The sequence below is a fragment of the Kitasatospora sp. DSM 101779 genome (assembly GCF_025655475.1).
Classification (GTDB): Bacteria; Actinomycetota; Actinomycetes; order Streptomycetales; family Streptomycetaceae; genus Kitasatospora.
Map to the genome: position 1 here is coordinate 6,326,302 of NZ_JAHTIK010000001.1, position 12,494 is coordinate 6,338,795.

Consider the following 12,494-nt stretch of genomic DNA (forward strand, 5'->3'; position numbering starts at 1 on the left):
GCCCGTGACCAGCCGGACGACCGCCGAGGCCCACCGGGCCGTCCTCGACCACGTGCTCGCGACCGCCGCCGGTGCGCCCTGGATCGACGGCCTGGTGCTGCGCGGCAGCGCCGTCCTCGCCGCCTGGTGCCCGGAGACCGCCCGGCCGCCAGCCGACCTCGACTTCGTCCTGCGCGCCGTTCCCGTGGTGCCGATCGACCCGCTGGGCCCGTACCCGTACCTCGACACCGTCGATGCGGTGCTCTTCGATCCGGAGGCCGCGCACGGCGCGGGCGCCCCCGAACTCTGGGATCCGGAGGGCGCCGAGCCGCGCGGCGCCCGCGTCCGGCTCCCGCCCGAGGGCCTGCACTGGCTGCGCGACACCGAACCGGAGGACGCGCCGCACGACGACCTGCTCGACCGGCTGCGGGACGTCCCCGAGGCCGCACCGGGCCTGCTGCTCGACGTCGAGGCCGCCCGGCACGAGGTCCTCGGCGGCTACTACGCGCCCTACGGCGACGGCTGCGGTGGCGCCACGGGCCTGCGGCTGACGGTCCCGTGGACGGTGGACGGGCTCGCGCCGGGCACCCTGCGGATCGACTTCGCCTGGGACGAACCGCTGCCCGAGCCGCCGGTGTTCACCGCGCTGCCGCGCGCCGACGGCGGGCCTCCCACCGTCCTGCCCACCGCGAGCCGCGAACTCTCCCTCGCCTGGAAGCTGCTGTGGCTGCTCGCCGAGGGCACGGCCGACGGCGGAACCGCCCGCGGCAAGGACCTCCACGACGCCGTCCTGCTCGCCGAACACCCGGCCACCGACCTCGACGCCCGCCTCCTGCGCCGCGTACTGCGCCGTGCCCCGCACCCCGTCGGGCCGGAGGACCTGCCGCACTGCCACGTCGACTGGCAGGGCTTCCCGGGCACCGCCGAAGAATGGCTGGACCGTCTGACGCGCGCCCTGGGCGGCGATTCGGCACAGGGCCGACCGCGAGGGGCGCGGGGGAGCGCGCGACAACGGAAGTGACGGTGCCGCTCCTTCCGGATCACGCAGTTCCCCCCGGCCTTCGGCCGGGAGGTACCCCCACGCGCCCCTGAACCGACCACCCGGGCGCCTTGAAGACAGCTCCTGGGGGCCTGCCGGTCCTGTGGGCCGTGCCTCCGTCAGGAGCCCTACTTGCCGAGGGCGGCGAGGACCGCGCGGGCCATCACCTTCTCGCCGGTGGCGTTGGGGTGGAAGGGTACGGCGGGGGAGCCGGGCAGGGCGCCCTCGATCCAGCGGTCGTCGGAGCAGACGTCGTGGCCGCGGGTCGGGGTGAGGGTGTCGACGAAGGTGGCGCCGTTGGCGGCGGCCGTGGCGGCGAGGGTGTCGTTCAGCTGGTGCAGGATGCCGCGCAGGTAGGCGACGTCGCCGGTGGTGATGGGCTGACGGCCGATGCAGTTGCGCTCGTTGTCGGGCAGCACCGACGGGTAGCCCACCAGCAGCACCTTGGCGTTCGGTGCCTTGGCGTGGATCTTCTGCAGGGCGGCGGCGATCTGCGGCCCGGCGGCGTCGATCCGGTTGACCAGGGTGTCCGCGCCCCACTGCCAGGACCAGGTGCGGAAGTCCCAGTGGCCGTGGGCGTAGACGTCCTTGCAGGGGGTGCCGAACGGGTTGACCACGGCGCCCGCCATGCAGGTGGCGATGACGTCGCCGATGCCGAGGTCGGAGGTGCCGAGTTCGTTGCCGCCGATGCCGAGGGTGACCAGGTCGGTGCCGGCCGAGACGGAGTCGAGCTGCGGGTCGTTGACCCGGATGAACGCGTCGTACTGGGCCTCCGTCAGGTCGGAGACCTTGGCGGCGCCGCAGGTCGCGTCGCGGTAGCTGGTGCTGCCGAGTTCGGCCGCGACCAGGTGGCCGTAGTTCTTGCTCGACCGCAGGCAGAGCCCGGCGTACTGCGAGGGGACGCCGGCGCCGGCCGCGTACGAGTCTCCGAGGGCGACGTAGTCGCCGGTGACGTCCGCGGCGTCCGCGGCGGGGGCGCCGAGCAGTCCCGCGGCGGCGGTCGCGAGGACGGCGCTGACCAGGACGGACGAACGCTTCAGGGCATGGCTGAACACGGTTCCTCCTGGGGAAGAGAAACGGGGGGAGGGTGGGGGCGTTACTGCTCGGTAAGTTACTGGCACGTTAACGCAGTTGTCCAGATATTCGACACCCAATTCGCGCCTGAAATTCCGTCAGAGCGCGCCCCGAATTACGCTCCACGGTGAAGCGTTCGGTATTTCCACTACGCGGCGGAGCGTAATTCCCGAAGCGGGGTTACCGGCCGGTTGACCTGCGCCCGGGCGGGAGCGCACCATGCTGGTCACGGAGATCGACAACCCGCTCCCAGCCCTGGAGGACCGCCCGGATGGCACTCGACGCCGACGTGATCGTGATCGGAGCGGGCCTCGCCGGCCTGGTCGCCACCGCCGAACTGGCCGAGGCGGGCCGCAAGGTGATCCTCCTCGACCAGGAGCCCGCCGCCTCGCTCGGCGGCCAGGCCCACTGGTCCTTCGGCGGTCTCTTCCTGGTCGACTCGCCCGAGCAGCGCCGCATGCGCATCCGGGACTCCCGTGAGCTCGCCTGGCAGGACTGGCTCGGCACCGCCGGCTTCGACCGCCCCGAGGACGCGTGGCCGCGCCGCTGGGCCGAGGCCTACGTCGACTTCGCCGCCGGCGAGAAGCGCTCCTGGCTGCACGAGCGCGGGGTGCGCTTCTTCCCGGTGGTCGGCTGGGCCGAGCGCGGCGGTCTCACCGCCACCGGCCCCGGTAACTCGGTGCCGCGCTTCCATATCACCTGGGGCACCGGCCCCGGCCTGGTCGAACCCTTCGCCCGCCGGGTCAAGGCCGCCGCCGGCAAGGGCCTGGTCGACTTCCGCTTCCGCCACCGGGTCACCGCCCTCGCCGCGACGGGCGGCACCCTGGACACCGTCAGCGGCGAGATCCTCACCCCCAGCAGCGCCGGGCGCGGCGAGTCCAGCTCCCGCGAGGTCACCGGCTCCTTCGAACTCCGCGCCCAGGCCGTGATCGTCGCCTCCGGAGGCATCGGCGGCAACCACGACCTCGTCCGCAAGGCCTGGCCCGCCAGGCTCGGCACGCCGCCCGAGCGGATGCTCTCCGGCGTTCCCGCGCACGTCGACGGCCTGATGCTCGGCATCGCCGGCGACGCCGGCGGCCACCTGATCAACGGCGACCGGATGTGGCACTACACCGAGGGCATCCAGAACTGGGACCCGATCTGGCCGCTGCACGGCATCCGCATCCTGCCCGGCCCGTCCTCGCTCTGGCTGGACGCCCGCGGCCGCCGGCTGCCCGTCCCGCTCTTCCCCGGCTTCGACACCCTGGGCACCCTCGAACACATCATGACCACCGGGTACGACCACACCTGGTTCGTCCTCACCCAGAAGATCATCGAGAAGGAGTTCGCCCTCTCCGGCTCCGAGCAGAACCCCGACCTCACCGGAAAGTCGATCAAGGGCGTGCTCGGCCGGGCCCTGCCCGGCGCCACCGGCCCGGTCGAGGCGTTCAAGGAGCACGGCGCGGACTTCGTCGTCGCCGACACCCTCGACGAACTCGTCCGCGGCATGAACGCCAAGACGCCCGAGGCGCCGATCGACGCCGCAGAGCTGCGCCGCGAGATCGAGGCCCGGGACCGCGAGATGGCCAACCCGTTCTCCAAGGACCTCCAGGTCACCGCCGTCCACGGCGCCCGCCGCTACCTCGGCGACAAGCTGATCCGCACCGCGGCCCCGCACCGCCTGCTCGACCCCAAGGCCGGTCCGCTGATCGCCGTGCGGCTCAACATCCTCACCCGCAAGTCGCTCGGCGGCCTGGAGACCGACCTCTCCTCGCGGGTGCTGCGCGCCGACGGCACCGTGCTCGACGGCCTGTACGCGGCCGGCGAGGCGGCCGGCTTCGGCGGCGGCGGGGTGCACGGCTACCGCGCCCTGGAGGGCACCTTCCTCGGCGGCTGCCTCTTCTCCGGCCGGGCGGCGGGCCGGGCCGCGGCGAAGGCGACCGGGTGACGCCCGAGGGGCGCGGAGAACCGTGCGGTCCTCCGCGCCCCGAGGTGTTCGCCGCAGGCGTCAGCGGCTCACGTAGATGCTGTCCATGAACTCGATGATCTGACGGTCGGTCAGGCGCTGGCCCTCGCGGTGTCCCATCGCGAGGTCGGCCTCGCTGATCATGCCGACCAGCTTGCCGTTCTCGATCACCGGCATCCGGCGGATCTGGTGCTGCTCCATCTTCTTGAGCACCGTCTCCATGTCGTCGCCGGCCTTCACGCAGTGCAGGTGGCCGGCCAGGTCCATCGCCATCATGGTGGACGGGTCCTTGCCGACCGCCAGACACTTCACCACGATGTCCCGGTCGGTGATGATGCCCTTGAGCATCTTGTCCGGGCCGCAGATGGGCAGGGCGCCGACGTCCAGGTCGCGCATCATCTTGGCGGCGGCCATCAGGGTCTGGTCGGCGTCGATGCACTGGGCGCCGCGGTGCATGATGTCACTGGCTGTGGTCACGGGGGTTCCTCTCGTCGTCCGCTCGTCGTCCGTGGGGTCGGCCGCCGGTCGCGGCCGCGACGGCACGCGGAGCGTGATGGTGCGATCACCATATGCATCCCCGTCCGGGGTCGCGCGCGGAGCCGGCGGCCGGCTGCGGCAGAATCTCCCCGGGTACCGACCGTTCCGGCGGTGCCGTTCGTACCGGTCCGCCGTCCTCGCAGCCGTCACCCGTTCGGCGGTGCACGGCGGCGGGCACAGGGAGGGAACCCATGGCCCGTCGTCCCCGCAGCCAGCCGCCCGCCGCGGCCGCGCCGGTCACCGTCACCGTCTGCCGGGGCTGCTGCTGCGGCACGACGGCCAAGCACCCCGGCGTCGACCACCAGGGCCAGCTGGCCCGGCTCCGCGAAGGGATCGGCGAGGCGGGCAAGGTCCGGGCGGTGGACTGCCTGGACGCCTGCGGGCACTCCAACGTCGTTGTGGTCGGCCCGTCCGCCGAGGGGCGGCAGGCCGGCGGGCGGCCGGTCTGGCTCGGCTGGGTGCTCTCCGACGACATGATCGACGAAGTGGTGGAGTGGGTACGGGCCGGTGGCCCCGGGCTGGTGCCCGCACCGGGCACCCTCGACCTGCAGGAGTTCACCGTCTCCCGCCGGGTCCGCGAGAACCTGCCCGGCTGACCGTCAGGCCGACGCCCTGGCCGACCCGTTCGGCCACACCACCCGCACCGGCACCCCGGCCCGCCGCGCAGTGGCCACCATGTCGGCGGTGCCACCGAGGCCGCGGCCGGGCCGGCCGTCCCAGACCGCGACCACCAGGTCGGCGCGGCGCAGCAGTTCGGCATTGGCCGCCTGGTACGCGGTGTCGGACTGCTCCCGGTACGGCAGCACGACCGCCCCGGCGGCGGCCGCGAGCAGCCGGTCGAACCGCGGCCGGTCCGGCTCGGCGAGCCAGCGGCGGTAGCGGGGCGAGGGCAGGACGGCGACCAGGCGTCCCCCGGCGGCGAGCACCTCCTCGGCGAAGAGCGAGTCCGCCCCGGGGGCCAGACAGGAGAGCCCGGTCAGCCGGGTGGGGCGGTGCGCCGCGAGCAGTGCCCGCAGCTCCTCCCGCACCAGCGGTACCGTCCGCTCGGAGAGGTCCAGGTGCCCGGTCACCGCGATCGCCGTCATTCCGTCCTCACCGGTCGCCGCCGCCGGCCCGCGCCGGCCGGGCCGGGCCGGGCCGAGGCTACCGCGGCGGCTGCTGCCATGCTGGGCGCATGGCGGAACTCGACGGGCAGCCGGCCACGGCCGGACAGCTGCAGGCCCTGGCACTCACCAACTACGGACACTTCACCACCATGCTCGTGGAGAACGGCCTGGTCAGGGGCCTCGGGCTGCACCTCGCCAGGCTGGATCGGGACTGCCGCGAACTGTTCGACACCGCCCTCGACCTGGAGCGCGTCCGGGCCTGCGCGCGCCGGGCGGCGCCGGAGGCAGGGGCGGCGACGGTGCGGGTGACCGTCTTCGACCCCGAGCTGGACCTCGGCCGGATCGGCGCCGCGGCGAGCCCGCGGGTGCTGGTGACGACCCGTCCGGCCGGCCCGGCGGAGCTGCCGCCGCTGCGGGTGCGGACCGTCCGGTACGAGCGGGACGCACCGCACGTCAAGGGGGTCGGCCTGTTCGGGGCGCTGCGCGAGCGGCGGGCGGCCCAGGCGGCCGGCTACGACGACGCCCTGTTCACCGACGCCTCCGGGGCCGTCTCCGAGGGCGGCACCTGGAACATCGGCTTCGTCCGCGGCGGTGAGGTGGTCTGGCCGACGGCCGATCAGCTGCGCGGCACCACCATGGAACTGCTGCAGGCCGCCCACCCGTGGCGGGCCGAGCGGATCACCGGTGCGGCGGGCTTCGAGGCCGCCTTCGCGACCAATGCCGCCGTCGGGGTGCGCCCGGTGGCGGCGGTGGACGGCACCGCCCTGGCCGCGGCGCACCCGGTGGTGGCGGCCCTGCGGGCGGCGTACACGGCGGTGCCGGGGGAGCGGCTGTAGCGGGGCCGCGCGGGACGACTCCCGCGCGGCCCCGCACCGCGGCGGGCTCAGCCGGTGTGTTCGGCCTGCGCCATCCAGGAGTACTTCTCCAGGTCGGCGGACAGGCCGATCAGGATGTCCTGGCTGACCGGGTCCGGCTCGCCGGTGACGGCGATCCGCTGCCGCATCCGGGCGATCACCGCGCCGAGGGCGGCGACCAGGGCCGCGACCGTGTCGTCGTCCCGGATCGGGCCCGAGGCGGGGGCGGTGATGCCGCTGCTGTCGGCGACGGTGCGCGAGCGGCCGTCGGGCGGGAAGCCGATCGCGGCGGCCCGCTCGGCCACCGTGTCGGCGTGCTGCCGGGCCAGCGCGACGATCTCGTCCAACTGCAGGTGGACGGAGCGGAAGCGCGGGCCCACCACGTTCCAGTGCAGCTGCTTGGCGACCAGCGAGAGGTCGACCAGGTCGACCAGGGCACCCTGCAGCGCCTCGCCGACCACGGTGCGGTCGGCGTCGGGCAGCGGGCTGTGGATGGCGTACATCGGGGCTGCTCCTCGGGCTTGTCCGGCGCCCGCCAGCCTCTCACAGGAAATCGGTCAAACCGGGCATCTCTCACTTCTCGCCGAGCGCATGCCGGACACCGCCCAGCAGGTGCGCCCGGAAGCACGCGTCCCGGTAGGCCTCCGGCGCGTGGCCGATCGAGGTGTAGAAGGTGGGGGCGCCGTCGTGCTCGCCGGACCAGGCGATCGGGTGGCCGGGGCCCATCAGCCCGCCCTCGTAGCCGTCCTCGTCCACGGTGAGCAGCACCCGCGCGCCGCGATCCCGCGGATCGGTGCGGAAGTTGTACCACTCGTCGGTCCACGTCCAGGTGGGCGGCAGATGGGAGGTGGCCGGGTGGCCGCTGTCGGCGGTGCGGACGGTGGCGGTCTGGATCGGCGGGTGGCTGTGGAAGCGGGCGCCGACCAGGCCCTCGTACCAGGGCCACTCCAGCTCGGTGCCGGCCGCGCAGTGCACGCCCATCCAGCCGTTCCCGGCGCCGAGGTGGGCCCGCAGGGCGTCCCGTCCCGGCTCGTCCAGCACGTCGCCGCCGGTGGAGAGGAAGACCACGGCGGCGTAGCGGCGCAGCGAGCCCGGGCGGAACTCCGAGGGCTCGTCGGTGGTGTCCACGTCGAAGCCGTGGTCGGCGCCGAGTTCGTGCAGCGCGCGCACGCCGTCGACGACGGATTCGTGCGGGAAGAGCAGGTTGCGGGTGTGAACGAGAATCCTGGCGGTCATGGGGGCTGATCCTGCCTCAGCCCGTGCGTGCCCGGGGCGGCCTCGGACGGTCCGTGCACCCTCCGTGCACGATCCGTGCGCGGATCGCCAAGTGGCGGCGCCGCGGGAGCGGTTGTGGACCGCCGCCCGGGCGACGGTGAGGCCGGCCCGGGTCGTCCCCGTCGCCGAAGTCCGCGGTGCGGTGGACGGGTCGGGGCGTCGCGGTCAGGGGTGCCGGGCATGGATGGTCCTCCGCTGTGGTACGGGGGCCGGAGCCGTGGCGTCACGAGGTGGCAGGTCGAAGCGCTTCGAAATCGACAGTCGTACCGCAGCCTGTCAAAGCGGCCGACGGTCGGGCCTGCACGGTCGAGCTGCGGATCGTCCCGCTGCACAAGGAGGGCGGCGGGCTGCTGGAGCTGGCGGCTGGCCGGCTGCGCACCGTCACCGTGGAGCTCTGACACACCGTCGGCCGGTCCGGTCGGAGATTTTGCGAACTGATGGCCGATTCTTGCTCGGTGGCAGACCGGCACGACGGTGGCCGTTCACCGGAAGTCCGTCCGTGGGTCAACCACCGCTGGGAGTCTCCCGGGCATGGATATACCGAACATGGGCGTGCCCGCGGGGCTCGCCGACCGCATGAGCATGGCCGAGCAGCACGAGTACCTGCGCAGCAGGCTGTCCCGGCGCAGGATGCTGCGCTCCTCGGCGGTGACCGTGGGCCTGCTGGCCGTCGGCGGCGCGCTGGGCAGCGGGACGGCCTCGGCGGCGCCGGCCGGCGGCTCCGTCACCGACGGCATCGACGGCGCGCTGGTCGCGCCGACGGGCCGCCACCTCGCCTTCGGCCCGCGGCCGGACACCCAGTTCCGGATCTCCTGGCAGGTCCCCGCGCCGGTGAAGCGGCCGTTCCTGCGCTTCGGCCGCCACCCGTGGGACCTCTCGCACAAGGTCGAGGCGGAGGTGCGCGCCCTGCACACCCCGGCGCTCACCCCGACCGGCAGCCCGGTCGACCAGTACTACCTGCACGTCGCACTGGACCACCTGCAGCCCGACACCACCTACTACTACGGCGTCGGCCACCAGGGCTTCGACCCGGCGTCCGGCCAGGCGATCTCCACCCTGTCGACCTTCCGCACCGCCCCGGCCCGGCACGGCCGCGGCGGCCGCCCGTACGAGCCGTTCACCTTCACCGCCTTCGGCGACCAGGGCGTCTCCTCGCACGCCGCGGGGAACGACCACGCGATCCTGGCCCAGAAGCCGGCCTTCCACCTGCACGCCGGCGACATCTGCTACGCCGACCCGGCCGGCTCCGGCCAGGACTCCGACAAGTCGGTGTACTCGGCCACCACCTGGGACGCCTTCCTGGTGCAGACCGAGACGGTCGCCGCGAAGATCCCGTGGATGGTCTCCTACGGCAACCACGACATGGAGGCCTGGTACTCGCACCACGGCTACGGCGGCGAGGACGCCCGCTTCTTCCTGCCCGGCAACGGCCCGGACCCACGCACCGCGCCCGGCGTGTACTCCTTCGTCTACGGCAACGTCGGCGTCGTCTCGCTGGACGCCAACGACGTCTCCTACGAGATCCCCGCCAACCTCGGCCTCACCGCGGGCCGGCAGACCGCCTGGCTGGAGCGGACGCTGCGCTCGCTGCGCGCCGACGGGAGCGTCGACTTCGTCGTGGTCTTCTTCCACCACTGCGCCTTCTCCACCACCCACCAGCACGCCTCCGAGGGCGGTGTCCGCGAGGCCTGGGTGCCGCTGTTCGAGAAGTACCGGGTCGACCTGGTCGTCAACGGCCACAACCACGTGTACGAGCGCACCGACGCGATCCTCGGCAACAAGGTGGCGAAGGCGGTGCCGAGCGGCGGCACGGTGGAGCCGGCCAAGGACGGCGTGGTGTACGTGACGGCGGGCGCGGCCGGCCGCAGCCTGTACTCCTTCGACGCACCGGACAGCTACGAGGGCCATGAGAAGCGGGTGGACTCGGTGGCCACCTTCCACTTCGCCAAGGGCGGGGTGAAGGTGCCGGAGACGGTGGAGTGGTCGCGGGTGCGCTACACCGGCTACTCCTTCGTGCGGGTGGACGTCACCCCGGCGCACAAGGGCCGCACCGCCACCATGAAGGTCACCGCCCTCGCCGAGGACGGCACGCAGGTCGACCACTTCACGATCGCCCGCCGCGCGGGCGAGTGCGCGGCGCACTGATGCCGGACGTGCCGGGCCCGCTTCCGGTCGGGGAGGCGGGCCCGGTGTCGTCGCTCAGCCCAACGCGGCGAGCTCGGAGGCCAGTTCGTCGCTGTGGCGGAAGGTCAGGCCGGCCAGGGCGACGTGCTTCCAGCGGACGGCGAGGTCGCCGTCCAGGATGAACACCGAACGGCGCAGGCCGAGTCCGGGCACCGCGATGCCGTACGCCCTGGCGACCGTCCGGTCGGTGTCGGCGAGCAGCGGGAAGGCGATCCGGTGCCGGCGGGCGAACTGCTCGTGGCTGTCCAGGCCCTGTGGGCTGATGCCCCAGACGGTGGCGCCGAGGCCGGTGAAGCGCTCCAGGTCGGAGGTGTACTCGCAGAGCTGCTTGGTGCAGACGGGAGTGTCGTCGCCGGGGTAGAAGACCAGCACCAGCGGGCCGCCGCCCTTGGCGTCGGAGAGCCGGTACTCCCGGCGCTGCGCGGTGTCCCCGTCGAGCAGCAGGCCGGGCAGGGCGAAGTCGGGGGCCTGGGTTCCGGCCTCGGGCGGCTTGGGCATGGGTGTCCCCTCGGGCGTCTGGTAGACAGACCTGTCTGTCTACTCGCAGCCCGATGCTAGCCCGCCGCCCGGCGGGTGTCATGCACCCCGCCGGGCCGTGGGCCCTCTCTTTCGGATCGTGCCGGGCGCGCGACGCCGGGCATCCCTCCCCCAGTCCCAACCTCCCCCAGTCCCAAGGGGGCCGGGGGAGCCGCACGCCGATCCGACAGGATCCGGCAGAGAGGGCCCGGGCCCGCGGTCACTGCTTGTAGGTGGCCAGGAAGCGTCCGATCCGGCTGATCGCCGTCTCCAGGTCGTCGGCGCGCGGCAGGGTGACGAAGCGGAAGTGGTCCGGGCGCGGCCAGTTGAAGCCGGTGCCCTGGACGACGTGGATCTTCTCGCGGAGCAGCAGGTCCAGCACGAACTTCTCGTCGTCGACGATCCTGTGCACCTCGGGATCCAGCCGCGCGAAGGCGTACAGCGCACCCTTCGGTTTGACGCAGCTGACGCCCGGGATCTCGTTGAGCGCTCGGTGGGCGACGTCCCGCTGCTCGGTGAGCCGGCCGTTCGGCAGGGTGAGGTCGTTGATCGACTGGTGGCCGCCGAGCGCCGCCTGCACCGCGTACTGCGCCGGCACGTTCGGGCACAGCCGCATGCCGGCCAGCATGGTCAGACCCTCCAGATAGTCCGCCGCCTGCTGCTTGGGGCCGGAGACAGCCAGCCAGCCGCTGCGGAAGCCGGCCACCCGGTACGCCTTGGACAGGCCGTTGAAGGTGAGGGTGAGGACGTCGTCGGCGAGCGCGGCCAGGCAGTGGTGCTCGGTGCCGTCGTAGAGGATCTTGTCGTAGATCTCGTCGGCCAGCACCATCAGGCCGTGCCGTCGGGCGAGGTCGAGGATGCCCTCCAGCAGCTCCTTCGAGTAGACGGCGCCGGTCGGGTTGTTGGGGTTGATCACGACGATGGCCCGGGTGCGGTCGGTGATCTTCGCGGCGATGTCGTCGAGGTCGGGGAACCAGTCGGCCTGCTCGTCGCAGAGGTAGTGCACCGCGCGGCCGCCGGCGAATCGCACCACCGCCGTCCACAGCGGGTAGTCCGGCATCGGGACGAGCACCTCGTCGCCGTCGTCCACCAGCGCCTGCACGGCCATCTGGATCAGCTCGGAGGCGCCGTTGCCGAGGTACACGTCGTCGACCGTCATGCCGGTGACACCGCGCTGCTGGTAGTACTGCACCACCGCGCGGCGGGCCGGCAGGATGCCCCGCGAGTCGCTGTAGCCGTGGGCGTTCGGCAGGTTGCGGATGATGTCCTGGAGGATCTCCGGCGGAGCCTCGAAGCCGAACGGCGCGGGGTTGCCGGTGTTCAGCCGCAGGACGCTGTGCCCGGCCTCCTCCAGGGCGTTCGCCTGGTCGACCACCGGGCCACGGATCTCGTAGCACACGTCCTTGAGCTTGCTGGACTGCCGAAACTCCACTGCGGCCTCCCGACCTCACCTCTGGTTGCTTTGTTCTACCAAGTAACCACTTGGAAAGTCCAACCTTTTGGCTATGCTGATCCCCATGCCACGCCGAAGCTACGACCAGTACTGCGCCGTCGCCCGCGCCCTGGACTCGGTGGGGGAGCGCTGGAGCCTCCTGATCGTCCGTGAACTCCTCGGCGGGCCCCGCCGCTACACCGACCTGCACGCCGACCTGCCCGGCGTCTCCACCGACATCCTCGCCGCCCGGCTCAAGCAGCTGGAGGGCGAAGGACTGGTCGAGCGCCGCCGGCTGGAGCGCCCCGCCAACGCCTCGGTGTACGAACTCACCGCCCGCGGACACGAGCTGCGCCCCGTGCTGGAGGCGCTCGCCACCTGGGGCACCCCTGACCTCGGCGAGCCCCGGCCCACCGACGCCGTCCGCGCGCACTGGTACACCACAGTCGGCTGACGGCCCCTCGGGCCTGACCGCTCCGGGTGAGCGGCCGGCCGGCCCGGTGTGTCCCGTGCCCGCCCCGGCCGCCCGCCCCTACGGTGGGCGGGCAGGCGG

13 protein-coding genes and 1 pseudogene are annotated in these 12,494 nt (G+C 73.2%); 7 read left to right on the top strand and 7 right to left on the bottom strand.

The features are described 5' to 3' along the window. Nucleotides 1-4: 4 nt before the first annotated feature. Nucleotides 5-1,000 carry a nucleotidyl transferase AbiEii/AbiGii toxin family protein gene (locus KSNIM_RS28760; protein ID WP_263106032.1) on the top strand — a complete coding sequence of 332 codons (996 nt, stop codon included), beginning with the start codon at nt 5-7 and terminating at the stop codon, nt 998-1,000. Between the two features lie 146 nt (nt 1,001-1,146). On the opposite strand, the gene KSNIM_RS28765 is transcribed toward KSNIM_RS28760, so the two are convergent. After that, nucleotides 1,147-2,073: an SGNH/GDSL hydrolase family protein gene (locus KSNIM_RS28765; protein WP_263106033.1), complete on the bottom strand. Its 927-nt coding sequence runs from the start codon at nt 2,071-2,073 to the stop codon at nt 1,147-1,149. A gap of 290 nt (nt 2,074-2,363) precedes the next feature. On the opposite strand from KSNIM_RS28765, the gene KSNIM_RS28770 reads away from it, so the two are divergent. Next, a complete protein-coding gene (locus KSNIM_RS28770) occupies nt 2,364-4,019 on the top strand; it encodes an FAD-binding dehydrogenase (RefSeq protein ID WP_263106035.1) in 1,656 nt (551 codons plus the stop codon). Nucleotides 4,020-4,079: 60 nt separating this feature from the next. Here the strand turns inward: KSNIM_RS28770 and KSNIM_RS28775 are convergent, their stop codons facing one another. Next, nucleotides 4,080-4,514 (bottom strand): CBS domain-containing protein, encoded by a 435-nt coding sequence (locus tag KSNIM_RS28775; RefSeq protein ID WP_263106036.1) that lies wholly within the window; start codon nt 4,512-4,514, stop codon nt 4,080-4,082. Nucleotides 4,515-4,765: 251 nt separating this feature from the next. Between KSNIM_RS28775 and KSNIM_RS28780 the strand changes: the two genes are divergently transcribed. Then, nucleotides 4,766-5,170: a (2Fe-2S) ferredoxin domain-containing protein gene (locus tag KSNIM_RS28780; RefSeq protein WP_263106037.1), complete on the top strand. Its 405-nt coding sequence runs from the start codon at nt 4,766-4,768 to the stop codon at nt 5,168-5,170. Nucleotides 5,171-5,173: 3 nt separating this feature from the next. On the opposite strand, the gene KSNIM_RS28785 is transcribed toward KSNIM_RS28780, so the two are convergent. Then, entirely contained in the window at nt 5,174-5,659 is a 486-nt protein-coding gene (locus tag KSNIM_RS28785) for a hypothetical protein (protein WP_263106038.1), read from the bottom strand. An 89-nt stretch (nt 5,660-5,748) separates the two neighbouring features. Between KSNIM_RS28785 and KSNIM_RS28790 the strand changes: the two genes are divergently transcribed. Then, a complete protein-coding gene (locus KSNIM_RS28790; protein ID WP_263106039.1) occupies nt 5,749-6,516 on the top strand; it encodes an aminotransferase class IV in 768 nt (255 codons plus the stop codon). Nucleotides 6,517-6,563: 47 nt separating this feature from the next. On the opposite strand, the gene KSNIM_RS28795 is transcribed toward KSNIM_RS28790, so the two are convergent. Further along, nucleotides 6,564-7,037: a Dps family protein gene (locus KSNIM_RS28795; protein WP_263106040.1), complete on the bottom strand. Its 474-nt coding sequence runs from the start codon at nt 7,035-7,037 to the stop codon at nt 6,564-6,566. A 70-nt stretch (nt 7,038-7,107) separates the two neighbouring features. Then, entirely contained in the window at nt 7,108-7,770 is a 663-nt protein-coding gene (locus tag KSNIM_RS28800) for a ThuA domain-containing protein (RefSeq protein ID WP_263106041.1), read from the bottom strand. A 269-nt stretch (nt 7,771-8,039) separates the two neighbouring features. On the opposite strand from KSNIM_RS28800, the gene KSNIM_RS28805 reads away from it, so the two are divergent. Together KSNIM_RS28805 and KSNIM_RS28810 are read left to right on the top strand one after the other, a co-directional pair. Next, complete coding sequence (locus tag KSNIM_RS28805; protein ID WP_263106042.1) at nt 8,040-8,207, top strand: hypothetical protein; 168 nt, start codon at nt 8,040-8,042, stop codon at nt 8,205-8,207. A 133-nt stretch (nt 8,208-8,340) separates the two neighbouring features. Continuing rightward, nucleotides 8,341-9,954, top strand: coding sequence for a purple acid phosphatase family protein (locus KSNIM_RS28810; protein WP_263106043.1), 1,614 nt, complete (start codon nt 8,341-8,343; stop codon nt 9,952-9,954). 54 nt (nt 9,955-10,008) lie between these two features. Here KSNIM_RS28810 and KSNIM_RS28815 read toward each other — a convergent pair whose 3' ends face one another. Continuing rightward, nucleotides 10,009-10,491, bottom strand: coding sequence for a peroxiredoxin (locus KSNIM_RS28815; protein WP_263106044.1), 483 nt, complete (start codon nt 10,489-10,491; stop codon nt 10,009-10,011). A gap of 238 nt (nt 10,492-10,729) precedes the next feature. After that, nucleotides 10,730-11,941, bottom strand: a complete 1,212-nt coding sequence (locus tag KSNIM_RS28820; RefSeq protein ID WP_263106045.1) for a pyridoxal phosphate-dependent aminotransferase — start codon at nt 11,939-11,941, stop codon at nt 10,730-10,732. Nucleotides 11,942-12,026: 85 nt separating this feature from the next. Between KSNIM_RS28820 and KSNIM_RS28825 the strand changes: the two are divergent. After that, nucleotides 12,027-12,380: pseudogene (locus KSNIM_RS28825) on the top strand (winged helix-turn-helix transcriptional regulator); the annotation flags it as partial. Nucleotides 12,381-12,494: the final 114 nt, after the last annotated feature.